The sequence below is a fragment of the Polyangiaceae bacterium genome (genome assembly GCA_015075635.1).
GTDB lineage: Bacteria > Myxococcota_A > Polyangia > Polyangiales > Polyangiaceae > JADJKB01.
In genome coordinates, this window is sequence record JABTUA010000002.1 from 1,908,473 (window position 1) to 1,923,431 (window position 14,959).

Genomic DNA, 14,959 nt, shown 5'->3' on the forward strand with positions numbered 1-14,959 from the left:
GGGGCGGCGTTCTGGAGCGAGAATGAGAGCACGCGCGGGCCATCTCTGGGTTCTGGGGGCGCTGCTGTGCGGCTGCCGTGGCGCCGAGGCCGGGGCCACCCCGGGCCCGCCGGAGGCCGCCGCCCCGCCTCCGAGCATCGCGGCCCCTGCCCCACCGGCCAGCGCGGCAGACCCCGCGCCGAGCTCGAGCGCGCTCTCGGACGCCGAGCTGACCCGGCTGTTCCGTGAGCTCTCGGAGCCAGACCGCTACTTCTTCAGCGACAACTACGTCTCCAACGAGACCAGCTATCTCCAGGTGAGCGCCGAGCTCGGGGCGCGCGCGGCCAGGGGCGGCGCCTACATCGGTGTCGGGCCGGAGCAGAACTTCAGCTACATCGCCCTGACCCAGCCGAAGCTGGCGTTCATCGTGGACATCCGCCGCGGGAACGCCCTTCAGCACCTGCTCTACAAGGCCATCTTCGAGGAGGCCACGAGCCGCGCGCACTTCGTGGCCCTGCTCATCGGGCGACGCCACGACGAGACCTCCGATCCCGGCGCGGAGGCGCGCATCGCGGACGTGCTGGCTCACGCCGCGCGCGCGCCGGCTGACGCGAAGGTCTTCGCCGAGACCCACGCACGCCTGCTGAAGAAGATCCGCGCGCGCGGCTTCACGCTCGGCGCGGAGGACGAGAAGACCCTCGAGGCCACCCACCGCGCCTTCTTCGAGCGCGGGCTCGACCTCTCCTTCGAGCTGCACGAGAAGAACGGCCGCAAGTACCCGCGCCTGCGCGAGCTCTTCGCCGCGAAGGACCCAGCGGGCACCCAGAGCGGATTTCTCGGCAGCGAGAGCGCCTTCCGCAGCGTGCAGCGCATGCAGCGCGAGAACCGCTTGATCCCCGTGGTCGGCGATTTCGCCGGCGAGCACGCGCTCAGGCGCGTGGGAGACGAGCTCAGGAAGCGCGACCTGCCGGTCAGCGTCTTCTACACCTCGAACGTCGAGCAGTACCTGATGGAACCGGACAAGTGGAAGGCGTGGGCCAAGAACGTGGACGCGCTGCCTGCGAACGAGCAGAGCCTGTTTTTGCGCTGCTACCTGGATCAAGGGCGCCGCCACCCGCTCCAGCTCGAGGGGCACCGAACCGCGACGCTGCTCGCCTCGTTCGACCACTTCAAGTGGCGGAACAAGAGCCGCGGTTACGGCAGCTTCTTCCAGCTCGTGACCGACGGCGTCGACGCCGGAGCAGCTCACTGAGCGCGGCGAGGAACGGCGGGCAGCGGGTCTTTCGCGAGCGCCGTCTCGGCGAGCTCGGCGGCGACGCGTTGTTCTTCCTCGGCGTCGGCGAAGAAGGCCAGCTGGCGGTCCAGCTTTCGGCGCGAGTGCTCGGTGGCGACGTTGAGCAAAGCGCCGCCGTAGCCGGAGCCGCCATCCGACGCGAGCCGCTTGGCCAGCTCGGCGGCGCCGCCCAGCTTCTGCACCTCCCTGCGGTAGCTCTCGGTGCGCTCGCTGGCGTCCCGGAGCGTGCTCCCCACGCCCGAGCCGGAGGGCAGAATGGAGACCGCGAGCTTCAGGTAGTCGAGGTAGTCGCCGCCGCCGCGCCAGATCCGCATCACCTGCCGGTAGACGTTGGAGGTCGGCAGCCCCGTCATCGAGTCCAGGACCATGAGGAGCTTGCCGAGCGCATCCTCCTCCTCGAGCCGGGCGGCCAGCCATGCGCGGTACTCGGCGCTCTGGGCGATTCCGTGGGAGAGCTGGCGAGCGCGCTGAAGGAGCGGGGCGCGCTCGTCGTCGCGCTCCGGGTAGGCGGCGCCAGGCGGCTCGTCCGCCGCGTCCCGCACCACACCCAGCAGCACCTTCTTCACGTTCGACGAGAGGCTCGCGCACCGCGCGTCGGTGGCCCGCGCGCACAGCCCGACGGCGACGATGGCGGCCTCGGTGTGCCGTAAGCGCTCGCGGTCGGCCTCGATGCGCGCGAGCAGGAGCAGGAGCACGGAGTGGTAGTCGTCCCGACTGACCTGATACGGCAGCTCGAACGGAAGGCTCCCGCCCGAGTCCAGCGTGCCGAGCTGCCGGACCAGACGGAACTGCTCGGCGCGACCTTCGTCCACCGCGTGCCGCACGCGGGACACCTGCGCGAGCAGCGCGCCGAGCGCGAAATCCAAGCGCTGGATCTCCTCGTAGTCGGTATGGATGTGCTCCCGCGCGAGCTTCCAGGCGCGAGTGGCCCGCTCGCGCTCCGCGGGCGTCATCTCTGCACTGAAGGTCAGCCGCTCCGGCAGCTGGCGTTCGACGCGGAAGCCGGACGCGTCGTCCGCGACGCGCACGTAGAACGGTACCTCCCGGCGTTGCAGCGCATCGAGCGCGGTGATGCCCTTCTGCGCCAGGAGCTTGTAGGCGTCGAAGCTCCGCGCACGAGCCCCGCGCTCCACGTTCAGGTACGCCTCGGCGTAGTGCGAGTAGGCGCCGGTGACCCAGGCCCTGCCGTGCAGGTGGGCGAGCGGCGTCTCGGGCGCACGGCGGGCGCAGCCGAACGTGGTCACCACGGCGGTCGCCAAGAGGAAGTCCCGACGCGTGGGCATCAGAGCGGCGTGATCCCCTCGAGGCCCCCGAGCCTTTCCGCGATGGCGCCTGCTCGCGAGGTGGAGGTGCCCGCGGGCCCCGGGCTGCCCGCGCCTCCCGCGGCGCCGTCCGGGCCCGCGCTGCCGTCGGCGGCCGCGCTCGCCGTGCCGTAGCCGCTGCCGCCGCGCCCCGCTCCGCCGCCCCGACCGCCGAGCCCCGCGGTGCCGGCGCTGCCGCCCGCGACGTCGAGCGCGATCAGCTTGGCGAGCTCCGGAAAGCGCTCGTCGAACACGAGCTCGATGCTGCCACCGACGCCGCCGTTGCCGCCGTTGCCACCGTTGCCGCCGGCCGCGCCATTGCCTCCGGCACCCGGCGGGTTGCCGCTGCCACCGCTGCCGCCGTCGCCGCCGCGCCCGCCGCTGCCGCCGTCGCCCCCGGCTCCGCCGCGCGCCGAGAGCACGAGCTTCTGCTCGGGGTGGAACAGCACGAAGTCGCTCGCCCCACCTTCGATGCGCAGCGCGACGAGCTTGTCGTAGAACGCCGTCTTCACGAAGCTGGCGTAGGCGACGAGCTTCGGGCCGCTCTGACCTTGCGCGCCCGCACCACCGGCCGAGCCGGCCGCGCCGTCTCGCCCCGGCGTGCCGGCGCTGGTCGAAGAGCCGCTCTGCCCGGCCTCGCCGTTTGCGCCGGTTGCCCCCGCGCTGCCGGTCGTCCCCGCGCCGCCCACGCCGCCGGCCTCGCGGATGCAGCGGTAGTCCGGCTTGTAGCTGGTCGTGAACGAGAACTTGTCGGGACGCCGCCGGAACACGGTCTTGATGGTGAGCTCGTTCGAGACCGTGGCCGAGAGGTCCGACTTCGGCGTGAACCAACCGCTGTCGTCGAAGCGGCCCTGGTCGCTGTGGAAGGCGAAGTCGGCGAAGTCGAGCTTGCCGTTGCGGTTCGTGTCCGGGCCACCGCTCCAGGTCTCGAGCTTCTTCTGCTGGGACTCCCCCTTCAGCACGACCTCGGCGAACACCGCCATCTGCACGCTCTCACGCGGGCAGATGGTCTTCTCCGACTTGCGGATGTCCACTCCCATCGAGCGCACGTCGGCGCCCTCGAGATCGACGGTGTTCTTCCCGGCCAGGGCCCGGAGCGCCGCGCAGCCCAGACCCGCGGAGGACAGCCCGAGGACCAGCAGCAACGCGAGCCGCGTCATGTTCGGCTGCCCAACAGCTCGTCGAGGCGCTTGCGTTCGATGGTCTCGTCGTCCATGAGCGCGCTGACCAACCGGTCGAGCTCCGCCCGGCGCTCGCGCACCAGCGACTTCGCGACGTCGACGGCGTCACTCAGGAATTTTCGCGTCTCCTGTTCGATCACGTGGACCGTGGCGTCGCTCGTCCCGCCCTCGGTCGCGAGCATCTGGCCCAGGAACGGGTGCTCGGTCCGGTGCTCGTGGAACACGGGGCCGACGCGCTCGCTCATGCCGAAGTGCGCGACCATCTTGAAGGCGATGTCGGTGGCCTTCTGAAGGTCGTTGGCGGCGCCGCTCGACACGTCGCCGAACACCACGCTCTCCGCCGCGTAGCCGCCCATCAGCACCCTGAGCCGCGCCGAGAGCTCGGACTGCGTCATGATGTGGCGATCGGCGCCGGGAGTCTGCTGCGTCACGCCGAGGGCCATGCCGCGCGGGATGATGGTGACGCGCTCGGGTGGCTCGGCGCCGGGGGTGAAGTGGGCGATCACGGCGTGCCCCGCCTCGTGTACGGCGACGCGCTGCTTCTCGTTCGGGTCGAGCTTCGTCTCTCGGGGGTCGCCCAGCACGATCTTGTCGTACGCGGCCAGGAAATCGCTCTGCGCGATGGACTCGGCTCCGCGGCGCGTTGCCCCGAGCGCCGCTTCGTTGACCAGATTGGCCAGGTCGGCGCCGGAGAAGCCGGGCGTGTTCTTGGCCGTGGCGTCCAGATCGACGTCTTCCGCGAGAGGCTTGTCCTTGGTGTGGACGGCGAGGATGGCCCGCCGCGCGGCGCACTCCGGCCGATCCACCATCACGCGTCGATCGAAGCGCCCGGGCCGGAGCAGCGCGGAGTCGAGCACGTCGGGCCGGTTGGTGGCCGCGAGCACGATCGTCAGGTCGTTGCGCGAGAAGCCGTCCATCTCCGACAAGAGCTGGTTCAGGGTCTGCTCGCGCTCGTCGTGCCCGCCGCCCATGCCCGCCCCGCGGGAGCGCCCCACGGCGTCGATCTCGTCGATGAAGACGATGGCGGGGGCGACCTTCTTGGCCTCGTCGAAGAGCTCGCGCACGCGGGCGGCGCCGACCCCGACGAACAGCTCGATGAACTCCGAGCCGTTGATGGAGAAGAACGGGACCTGAGCCTCGCCGGCGACCGCCCGCGCCAAGAGCGTCTTGCCGGTGCCCGGCGGGCCAACCAGCAAGATGCCCCTCGGCACCTTGCCGCCCAGGCGACGAAACTGCTCCGGGTGCCGCAGGAACTCGACCACCTCGCGCAGGTCCTGCTTGGCCGAGGCCAACCCGGCGACGTCGTCGAACTTGACGGCCACCTGGCCCTCGCGCTCGAACCGGTGCGAGCGGCCCTTCAGCACACCGCCGGCGCCGAACGGGCCGCCGGAGCCGAGCATGCGCTGCGCGCGCCGCGAGAACCAGACCCAGAGCCCGATGATCAACGCGAACGGGATCAGGTTGACCAGGAGCTGGAGCGCGAACGGCTGCTCCTCGCTCTTGACGGAGATCTCGACGTTCTTGCTGCGGAAGAGCGGGATGAGATCCTTGTCCTCCTGCGCGGGGACCATCGACTTGAAGGTCTGGAGCGGGCGCCCAGCGACGGTCTCCGGGTGCTTCAGCTTGCCGGTGATGGTCTGCCCGCGCACGGTCACGCTCTCGACCTTGCCCTCGTCCGCGAAGCGGTAGAGCTGCGTGTAGCTGATCTCGGGGTGCGCCTCCTCGGCAGCTCCGAAGTACTGCCAGGCCCAGAAGCCCGCGAGCAGCAGCGCCAAGATGATCCAGCCCTTCCACGACGGGCGCTCTGCCGCCGGCTTGTCGCCTTCGGGCCTCGGCGGCTCCGTCGGCGGCTGTCCGGGCGGCATGCTCTGGGACATCGCGCCCTCGACTCAGCTCTCGGGCCGCTCGGGATCGCGGCGCCGCTCCGGGGCAGCGGAGGCTCCCACCACCCACTCGAGCTCCGGGACGACCTCGTCGAACTCGATGGCCATGCGGTGCGGCCAGAGACCGTGCGGATCCTCCTGGTTCTGCTCGATGCGCACGACTCGCCCGGTGACACGCCGAGGCACCGGCTCGTCCGGGAGCTTGAGGGCGACCTCGACGCTGGCGCCGGGGTCCAGCGTGCTGGCGGTGAGCATCAACACGCCACGGCTGCTGGCGTCGTGGGTCACGGCGATGCCTTCGCGCAGCGCGTCGACTTTGACGGGGATCCAGACCTGGTAGCGCTCGTTCTCTCGGCGGGACATGGCGCGGGAGCTTAGCGCGGTTCCGCCGCCCGCGAAAACGCTGGTATACGGGCAGAAAGACCCCGAGGAGGGACCATGGCACGAGAGATTTCCCAGGCAGTGACCTTCGACGCGACGCCCGCAGTCGTCTACCGCGCGCTCGTCGACCCCAAGCACCACGCGGCCATGACCGGCAGCCGGGCCACCAACGACGGCAAGGTCGGCGGGACCTTCAGCGCCTACGACGGCTACATCGTGGGCTTCAACGTGGAGCTCTCGAAGGGCAACCGCATCGTGCAGGCGTGGCGCGCCAACGACTGGAAGGAGGGCGCGTGGTCCATCGCGTGCTTCGAGCTATCGAGCGCAAGCTGGTCGTGCGCGTCGGCGAGCGCAATCGTCGCATCGACGTGCAATTCTCGCCCAAGCTCGCAGGGGGCTCGGCTCCCCCCGGCGAAGGCAACGGTGACGCCCCGCCGCCGGAGGCCGACCCCGGGCCGTCCAAGGGCGGCGGTGTGCCGGCAGCGACCTGGATCCTCGGCGGTGTCGGCGTGCTCGGCCTGGCCGGCTTCACCTACTTCGCCCTCGACGGCAGCCGGAAGGAAGACGACCTGAAGAAGTGCAAGCCGAGCTGCCCGAGCGACGACGTGCAGTCGGCGCGCACCAGCTACCTGCTCGGCGACGTGTCCCTCGGCGTCGGGGTGCTCGCGCTGGCGGGCGCTGCCTACTTCTACTTCTCGGCCAGCCCGAGCAAGGAGCAGGCAGCCGCGCGCGCCCCGCTCTGGCTCGACGTGCGCCCGACCTCCCGCGGCGCCGCCGGGTTCGTGGGCGGGCAGTTCTGATCAGCGGGAAAATCCCGACGCGAAGCGCCAGAGCTCCTCGTTCGCGTTCACCGCGGTGTTGGCCGGGTCGAGCAGCGCTCGGCCCAGGATACTTGCGGCCCCGGGGGGCCGGTGGCATCGAGCGCCGCCATGGAGAAGGACGAGGGCAGCTCGCCCGAGGCGGGCTCGGGGGACGTGGACGCGAACGCCGAACCGGCCGCGGAGAAGACCCACGTAGACGAGAAACACGCCGGGCTTCCCCAGCTCACCGACGAGGAGATCCGCACCTGGACCCTCGAGCAGAAGGACCGCTGGTGGCTGAAGAACGTGTTCAAGGGCGACATGCCGCAGCTCACGCTGCGCTCCGGCCTCACCGGCATGTTCCTGGGCGGCCTGCTCTCGCTGACCAACCTGTACGTCGGCGCGAAGACGGGCTGGACCCTCGGCGTCGGCATCACCAGCGTCATCCTGGCGTTCGCGATGTTCAAGATCCTGTCGAGCTTCAAGCTCGGCCGTGAGTTCACCCTGCTCGAGAACAACGCGATGCAGTCCATCGCCACGAGCGCGGGCTACATGACCGCGCCGATGATCTCGAGCCTGGCCGCCTACATGATGGTCACCGGCAAGGTCATCCCGATGATGACCACGATGATCTGGATCACCGCGGTCGCCGTCCTGGGCGTGCTGTTCGCCTTTCCGCTCAAGCGTCGCTTCATCAACGACGAGCAGCTACCCTTCCCCGAGGGTCGCGCCGCCGGCGTGGTGATGGACGCGCTGCACTCCGGCGACGCCAAGGCCGGCTTGCTGAAGGCCAAGATCTTGGTCGTGACCGGCGGCCTGGCCGCGTTGCTCAAGGTCGCGCAGAGCGAGCCCATCACCAAGAAGCTCGGCGCGACGTTCCTGCACGTGCCGGAGTACCTGGACGACTGGCTGTACAAGCTGACCACGCTGAAGGTCGGCGGCGTGGACCTGCGCCAGCTCACGGTGCGCCCGGACACCGACTTCGTGATGATGGCCGCCGGCGGCCTGATGGGCATCCGAACCGGCGTTTCCATCATGATCGGCGCCTGCGTCAACTACCTGGTGCTCGCCCCCTGGGCCATCGCCAACGGCGACATCCACGGCAAGCTGAAGGACGGCGTCACGCTCTACGGCTTCCGCGCCATCACCATGTGGGCGCTGTGGGGGGGCGTCGCCATGATGACCACGGCCAGCCTGTTCGCCTTCTTCTCGAAGCCGCAGATCCTGGTCAGCGCCTTCAAGGGCCTGTTCGGCAAGAAGGACCCGACGAAGCAGAGCGACGTCCTCAAGGACATCGAGCTGCCCATGAACGTGTTCGTGATCGGCATTCCGGTGGTCGGCGGCATCGTGGTCGCGTTGGCCGCCCACTTCTTCGACGTGGCAGTGTGGATGGGCATCATCGCCATCCCGCTGATCTTCGTGTTCACGCTGATCGCGGTGAACTCCACGGGCCTGACCTCGATCACGCCGAGCGGCGCCCTGGGCAAGCTCACCCAGCTCACCTACGGCGTGATCGCCCCGGGCAACATCACCACCAACCTGATGACCGCCGGCATCACCGGCGAGGTCGCCGGCAACGCCTCGAACCTGCTCATGGACATCAAGCCGGGCTACATGCTGGGCGGCAAGCCGCGCCACCAGGCCGTGGGCCACGTGCTCGGCATCATCGCCGGCGCGCTGGTCTCGGTGCCGGTCTTCTACCTGGTGTTCATGCGCAACGGACCGGCGAACCTGGTCACCGATCAGTACCCCATGCCCGGCGCCACCATCTGGAAGGCCGTCGCGGAGGTGCTGACCAAGGGCCTCTCGAACCTGGAGGTCAGCGCGCGCTGGATGGCCCTCGTCGGCGCCATCGTCGGCATCGCCCTCGAGGTCGGCAAGCTCGCGAGCAAGGGTCGCTTCTGGATCTCCGGCGTGGGCATCGGCCTGGCCTTCGTGATCCCGTTCAACACCTGCCTGGCCATGTTCATCGGCTCGTTCCTGTTCTGGCTGGCGGAGCGCCTGTTCAAGAAGGAAGAGAGCACCGCGCACCAGGTGTTCGTGAAGAACATGGAGCCCACCTGCGCCGGGCTCATCGCCGGCGGCGCTCTGATGGGCATCGGCGTGATCTTGATCGAGAACTTCGTGCTCTGAGTCAGCGCCGACCCGGCGGCTTCACCGGTTCGCCGAGCTCCGAGTCCCACTCCAGCGTGAAGAAGCTGGGCGTGGGGAAGCGGAGCGGCCCGAGCTCGACGTACATGCAACCGAGCAGGAGGCGCGCGTCGCCATGGTTCAGCGCGACCAGCGGATCGCGCATGAAGCGGATGACGTCGAACCAGCCGTTTTCGCCGACCCCGTAGTCGAGCAAGACCGGCGGCCGTCCCGGCACGGGCATCTTGCGCTGCCCCGGCTCCACGACGTGGAAGTGGCCGAAGCTGATGCTGTCGCCGCGCCGGAGCTTGGGCAGGCACGGCCCGTCGAGCTCGTTCTGCTCGAGCCGGACGTTCCAGCCCCGGAGCACGCCGGTCTTCGGATCGCGATGGAAGACCTTCTTGAATTTCTTCCACGTCAGCTTCTCCACGAAGCGAGGCATGTTCAGGCTCACGCCCTTGTATTCGGTGTCGTCGAGCGCGGCCGCGTCGAAGCGGTGTCCCGCCGCGAACGCTTCGCGGAGCTCACGCGAGCTCGCGTGGAGCAGATCGGCGGCCTTCATGCCCTCAAACGCACTGGCCGTTGCTGCAGCTCTTGCCCGCGCCGCACTTCCGCCCACAGCCGCCGCAGTTGTCCAGGTTGGTCAGCGGATTGACGCAGCCCGCTCCCGGGCAGCAGAGGGAGCCCGTCGAGCAGGCCGCGCCGCCGTTGCAGCTACAGACGGCGTCGGGACCGGACTTGATGCAAGCCTCGCCGAGCTTGCACGTCGTGCCGGCGCACACGCAGAGGTGCGAGGTCGTGTTGCAGCTCACGCCTGAGAGGCCGTTCGAGGCCTCGCACTGCGCCGTCGTGCTGCACCCGCAGGCGCCGCTGAAGCAGGAGAACTTCGAGACCAGGCCGCCCTGCGAGCTGCACACGTTCCCGCAAGCGCCGCAGTCACTCGAGTCGGTGTTCAGGTTCGACTCGCAGCCGTCGTCGGGCACGAGCTTGCTGCTCTCGTTGCAGTTGCCCCAGCCGGCGTTGCAGGTCGGGGCGCAGCTGCTCCCCGAGCACGCGGTCGAGCTGGCGTTGGCCATCGAGCACGTGCGGCTGCACTTGCCGCAGTGAGCCGGATCGCTGGTGTTCAGCGCCTTCTCGCAGCCGTTTCCGAACTCACCGTCGCAGTTGCCGAAGTTGGTGGACGTGCAGCTGAGCCCGCAGACCGGCCCCGTACCAGTGCACGACGCCTGCGAGTTGGTGCCGCTCGGCGGGGCCGGGCAAGGACTGCACGAGGTCGTCGAGCTGCAGCCATAGGTGGTGCTGTACTTCGAGACGCACGCTCCGGAGCAGAGCTTCTGCGTGCTCAGGCAACCCCCGGTGCCGCCGGTGCCGCCGGTGCCGCCGGTGCCGCCGGTGCCGCCGGTGCCGCCGGTGCCGCCGGTGCCGCCGGTCGCCCCGCTGCCACCACCGCCCGCTGCGCCTCCCGCGCCCGCGACGCCGCCGCTCCCTGCGGCGCCCCCGCTCCCCGCGACGCCCCCGCTGCCGCCGGTCCCGCCCGTACCGCCGCCGTCCGTACCGCCGGTGCCGCCGCTCGGCTTGTCACCGGCGACGCACTTTCCGCTCGTCGAGTCACAATAGTAGCCGTCGGCGCAGGGGCACTTCTTGCCCTCGAGATCCACGGCCTCGACGGTGCAGCCCGCGCCGAGAACCCAGGCGACCGCCGCCCCAAAACCTGCCACCAACCAACGGCCCAAACGAACCTCCAAGATGCCATCGAACCATAGCGGGTCTGGCCAGGGGCTCAACCCAAGCGCCCGCATCTCGGCGAAATTGGGGCGTTTGCGCGATCGCCGCGGTCGGGGGAAGGTTCCGTCCCTCCGCGCATAGAACCCGAAAGGTCGCTCCTTCATGCTCCTCCGCCTTCGCCTTCCGTTCTTCTCCACCTGCTTCGCGCTCTGGGCGCTCGGCTGCTCCTCGGCGGGCACGAGCGGCGGCGCCGCGCCCTGTGACGACGCCGGTCTCTGCGGACCCGGCCTCACCTGCGTGCAGGGCTACTGCATCGCTCCCGAAGGCGGCGCCGGCTTCGGCGGCAGCAGCTCCGGCGGCAGCACGTCGGGCGGCAGCAGCTCCGGCGGCTTCGGCGGCTTCGGCGGCGCCAGCGGCTTCGGCGGCGCCAGCGGCAGCGGCGGCAGCAACTTCGGTGGCTCGAGCGCGACCGGCGGCGTGAGCGGCGGTGGTGGCACGAGCGCCAGCGGCGGCAGCGGGGCAACCGGTGGCTTCGGTGGCAGCGGCGGCGTTCCACCAGGCGGCGGCGGAAGCGGAGGGAGCGGCGGCTCGAGCGCCAGCGGCGGCAGCGGTGGTAGCGGCGGCGTGCCCCCGAGCGGCGGCGGCGGCAGCGGCGGCTCTTCAGGATCCGCCGGCACCTGCTGCACGGTGCACTCGACGCCGGGCTGCACGAACGCGAGCATCCAGGCGTGCGTGTGCGCGCAGGACAGCTACTGCTGCTCCACCGACTGGGACAGCACCTGCGTGAGCGAGGTCACCTCCTTCGGCTGCGGCAGCTGCTCCGGCGGCAGCGGCGGCAGCGGCGGCTCGAGCGGCTCCGGCGGCAGCGGCGGCGGCACGGGTCAAGTCTGCGGCACGGTCACCTGCGGGTCCGCGGCCAGTTGCTGCACCTGCTCGGGCCAGAAGATCTGCATCTCGCTCCCGAGCGGCTACACCTGCTCGTCCTGGTCCTCGACCTGTAGCTGAGCTAAAGAGTCGGCTTTCCCGAGCCCCCGTAGCTCAGGGGATCCGTCTGGGCAGTAGAGGTGCCCGCGATCACAGTCGCGGCACAGGCAGAACACGGCCCGGCAATCGTCCTGAACGCACTGGGCTTGCCAAGATCGTCCACTCGCGAGAGCGACCACCGGAAATTCGGCTACCTCGTGAGACTCGTGCGACAACCCGATTGTCGAACGCGTCCACTCGCGGCGACCCGGGGCTCGGAGCTAGTGACTCCGGGCCCTTCTCTTTGGTGGCGGTGGTGCGGATCGTCCGGCGGCTCACGCGGAAGGGCCAACTACGTCGCCGGGGCGGGACGCCCAGAATTCCGCGCTTTCAGGTGCCCGCTAACACGCAGTCTCCCCGGAGCAACCGGCGATGGTGTGACAACCAAGCAGAACGAGGATCGCAAGGCAGGCTCGGCGCGGTTCACAAAGAGGCATCGCCCACAGCTCCTCCGCCGCCGTTAGCCCAGTTGAAGCCGAATGCGACATCCAGAGCTGGACACGACGCACTCGTGGGAGGCGGCGCTCCCCCGTTGTACTGATCAGAGTAAACCACGGCTCCCGTATCGTCCATTACCGACAGAGTGACAACCGTATAGAAGCTCTTGACGGAAAGAGTCACACGGATGCCGTCGGAGCAAATAGAGCTAACAACCCCTCCCTCCAGAACGTTGCACGTCCGGTCCACAACCACGCATTCATCGGCACAAATGCGCGCGTGATCGAAGGCGATGTTCGGGCCTCCCCCGCCGTCATAGACGTACACGCGAACATGCTTCGGGCACACCGGCTCCGAGGGCTCCTGCCCGCAGGCCACGGCTACAGATGCCACAGCGGCCCTACTGAGCGACCGCCGCAGATGCCAACGGAGCATTTTGCCATCCACAGATTGGCGAGTTTACCGCTGTGAGCCAGCTGTTTCCACGTTTGCCCTCGCCGACGAAGCCCATCGGGCCTGAGCCGCGCGGATGGAGGATGTCGTGGGTTTCTTCCGCTGATTCCAGGTTCGGTCCGCCCCAGAATTCATCCCGCACGGGGAAACAGGAGGGCGCAGCGAAGCCGGGCGCAACGAGACCGACGCCAAACGACTGAGCTAGATCGAGCAACTCGCCCCAGAACACCGCGGTTGCCTGCGTTAGGTCCGCCCCCGGCACGTTGGTCACGCGACATGGCGGTGTTGTGCCGTTCGGACAGGGGAAAGCTTCGGCCATCACAAGATTCATGCGGTCGGGCTCGACCTCAATTCTTGAAAAAGGCAGGCGCAGCCCGCAGCGCATTGGCGTGGTAGTATCCGGAGCACGGACCCCGTTCTTGAGGAACGGATCGCGTGACGCGATATTCGCGGCGTGACCCAGCAGGCGAAGTCGGTTCGGAGGCGCCTACTCGGCCGCGTCAGCCAGTGCGGGCGGGACGGTGATCGTGCCGAGCTCAGCGTCGAGCTCGCCGGGGACGAGGCGCGCCCGCGTTGCCGCCCAGTAGGCGGGAGCGAGCTCGAGGTAGCGGTCGCGAGGCCAGTACGGCATGACGCGGATGATCTCGGTCAGATAGCGCTCGGGATCGAGGTCGTGGAGCTTGCAGCTGGCGATCAAGGAATAGAGGTTGGCGGCGGCGTGGGCGTGATCGTCGGAGCCGAAGAAGAGCCAAGCCTTTCTGCCGGTGGCGACGATCCTGAGCGCGCCCTCGCTGTGGTTGTTGTCCATGCGCAGCCTGCCGTCTTCGAGGAAGCGGCGCAGCGCGAGCTCCTGGCGCAGGACGTAGCCGAGGGCCTTGTTGACGAGGCCCCGCTCCTCGGTCGCGGGCCCGGCTCGAGCGCGTGCCCACTCGAAGAACTCGGCGACGAGCGGCTCGAGGACGGTCTTGCGTCTCTGCCGGCGCGTCGCTGGCGGCAATGTGTTCCAGCTTTCGTCGAGCTTGTAGAGCGCACGGATCCGGAGCAAGCCCTCCCGGCCGATGGCGAAGCCGCTGACAGCAGCGTCCCAGAAACGCCTGCGCGCGTGGCTCCAGCAAGCGACCTCGCTGGGCGCATCATTCGGGTCTTCGACGGCGTCTCCGCGGAACAGCGCGTCGTAGACGGCGTGCGCGTCCGCTTGAATGTAGCCGGAGAACCCGCGAAACATGTCGCAGACGGCAGCGCTCGTGTGCTTGGGCTGGTACTCGAAGAAGACGTGCTTCTTGTCGGCCAAGACGACGAAGAAGTGACCTTTCCTACAGGACTGCCGCCGCCCATCCGCAAGTGGCTCCGGGCGGATCGCGACTCCGGTGGCGTCGGTGGACAGACAGAACGCGTTCTTGCGGGCATCTTCCGCGCACGCGAGCACGATGGCGCCGAGGCAAGCCCCGACTTCCTCGATCGAGCGCGCCATGGTGGCGCGATCGAGGTCGATACCGTCCGCGGCGAGCTGCTCTTCTTGACGGAAGTACGGCATGCCGAAGCGGAACTTCTGGACGATGATGTGCGCGAGCATGGTCGGCGCGAGCAGGCCCCGCCGCACGAGCAGCGGAGGCAGCGGGGCCGTGATGATGGTGAAACGAGGCCCGTCCTGCTCGATGACCGTGGTGTCTTCGGGCGAAGGCGCGGGCACGGGCTGCGGGACCGCGACCTTGTACTTGGCCCGCGCGAGTACGACCCGCACGGACCCTGGGCGCTGGTAGCCGAGCTTGTAGCTCAACTCCCAGTCGATCGGAGCGGCGCCGCTGGCCTCGAGCTCGAGGTCACGGATCTCGATGCGCCGCTCGGGAAGATCGGCTTCGGCTAGGTTTCTTCGGCCTTTGGGCTTGGGCCGCGGCTGGGCCGCCGGCTTGCCCGCCGGACGCGAGCCGACGGGCTCCGGAGTTGTCGATGGCGCATTCTCGGTGTCCGTGGCCGGCGTCCCTGCGTCCGCAGCAGTATCGTTTCCGAGCTTCGCCGCGAGCTCGTCGAGCTTCTGTTTGGTCTTCTCGAACTCCATCTCGAGCTGGGTCGAGTCGACGCGCTCGGCTTTGGCGATGAAGATTCGTCGGCGCAAGAGCTCGAACTGCTCCATGAGCTGGCGGTAGGCGCGCTTCAGGTTGTCGCGCTCCGCGATGACGCCGGTGAGTTGCTCGCTCGTGGCGGCAAGCTGGTCGCTCGTGACGGCGAGCTCGAGACGCATGCGATTCACCAGCGCCTCGAGCTCCTGCACGCGCTTCGACGGCGTCGATGACGACTCTGCTTGAACAGCGCTCACGCAGAATCAGCTCCTACCGAAGTAGGAGTGATCTGTCGAGTGCGAACGCAAAGAAAA

The 14,959-nt window shown here is 69.2% G+C and carries 13 protein-coding genes; 5 read left to right on the forward strand and 8 right to left on the reverse strand.

The genetic code is table 11. The features are described from left to right. Positions 1-22: 22 nt before the first annotated feature. Complete coding sequence (locus tag HS104_24780; GenBank protein MBE7483176.1) at positions 23-1,231, forward strand: hypothetical protein; 1,209 nt, start codon at positions 23-25, stop codon at positions 1,229-1,231. Here the strand turns inward: HS104_24780 and HS104_24785 are convergent. The 4 genes from HS104_24785 to HS104_24800 are packed head-to-tail and all read right to left on the reverse strand — an operon-like array spanning position 1,225 to position 6,001. After that, entirely contained in the window at positions 1,225-2,556 is a 1,332-nt protein-coding gene (locus HS104_24785) for a hypothetical protein (GenBank protein MBE7483177.1), read from the reverse strand. The genes HS104_24780 and HS104_24785 overlap by 7 nt on opposite strands. After that, positions 2,556-3,734 (reverse strand): hypothetical protein, encoded by a 1,179-nt coding sequence (locus tag HS104_24790; protein ID MBE7483178.1) that lies wholly within the window; start codon positions 3,732-3,734, stop codon positions 2,556-2,558. The genes HS104_24785 and HS104_24790 overlap by 1 nt, the downstream gene beginning before the upstream one ends. Next, positions 3,731-5,632, reverse strand: coding sequence for an ATP-dependent metallopeptidase FtsH/Yme1/Tma family protein (locus HS104_24795; protein MBE7483179.1), 1,902 nt, complete (start codon positions 5,630-5,632; stop codon positions 3,731-3,733). The genes HS104_24790 and HS104_24795 overlap by 4 nt, the downstream gene beginning before the upstream one ends. A 12-nt stretch (positions 5,633-5,644) precedes the next feature. Continuing rightward, the gene (locus HS104_24800; protein MBE7483180.1) at positions 5,645-6,001 is read right to left on the reverse strand and encodes a PilZ domain-containing protein; all 357 of its coding nucleotides are present in this window, start codon (positions 5,999-6,001) and stop codon (positions 5,645-5,647) included. 75 nt (positions 6,002-6,076) lie between these two features. On the opposite strand from HS104_24800, the gene HS104_24805 reads away from it, so the two are divergent. The 3 genes from HS104_24805 (at position 6,077) to HS104_24815 (ending at position 8,952) form a co-directional block, all read left to right on the forward strand. Next, positions 6,077-6,592, forward strand: a complete 516-nt coding sequence (locus tag HS104_24805) for an SRPBCC domain-containing protein (protein MBE7483181.1) — start codon at positions 6,077-6,079, stop codon at positions 6,590-6,592. Beyond that, positions 6,529-6,819 carry a hypothetical protein gene (locus HS104_24810; GenBank protein ID MBE7483182.1) on the forward strand — a complete coding sequence of 97 codons (291 nt, stop codon included), beginning with the start codon at positions 6,529-6,531 and terminating at the stop codon, positions 6,817-6,819. The genes HS104_24805 and HS104_24810 overlap by 64 nt, the downstream gene beginning before the upstream one ends. Before the next feature lie 129 nt (positions 6,820-6,948). Next, positions 6,949-8,952, forward strand: a complete 2,004-nt coding sequence (locus tag HS104_24815; GenBank protein MBE7483183.1) for an OPT/YSL family transporter — start codon at positions 6,949-6,951, stop codon at positions 8,950-8,952. Between the two features lies 1 nt (position 8,953). Here the strand turns inward: HS104_24815 and HS104_24820 are convergent, their stop codons facing one another. Together HS104_24820 and HS104_24825 are read right to left on the reverse strand one after the other, a co-directional pair. After that, positions 8,954-9,511, reverse strand: a complete 558-nt coding sequence (locus HS104_24820; protein MBE7483184.1) for a hypothetical protein — start codon at positions 9,509-9,511, stop codon at positions 8,954-8,956. A gap of 4 nt (positions 9,512-9,515) precedes the next feature. Then, entirely contained in the window at positions 9,516-10,667 is a 1,152-nt protein-coding gene (locus tag HS104_24825; GenBank protein MBE7483185.1) for a hypothetical protein, read from the reverse strand. A gap of 169 nt (positions 10,668-10,836) precedes the next feature. On the opposite strand from HS104_24825, the gene HS104_24830 reads away from it, so the two are divergent. Continuing rightward, complete coding sequence (locus HS104_24830) at positions 10,837-11,679, forward strand: hypothetical protein (protein ID MBE7483186.1); 843 nt, start codon at positions 10,837-10,839, stop codon at positions 11,677-11,679. A gap of 856 nt (positions 11,680-12,535) precedes the next feature. Here HS104_24830 and HS104_24835 read toward each other — a convergent pair. Beyond that, entirely contained in the window at positions 12,536-12,973 is a 438-nt protein-coding gene (locus tag HS104_24835; protein MBE7483187.1) for a hypothetical protein, read from the reverse strand. Between the two features lie 102 nt (positions 12,974-13,075). Then, positions 13,076-14,902 carry an IS66 family transposase gene (locus tag HS104_24840; protein ID MBE7483188.1) on the reverse strand — a complete coding sequence of 609 codons (1,827 nt, stop codon included), beginning with the start codon at positions 14,900-14,902 and terminating at the stop codon, positions 13,076-13,078. Positions 14,903-14,959: the final 57 nt, after the last annotated feature.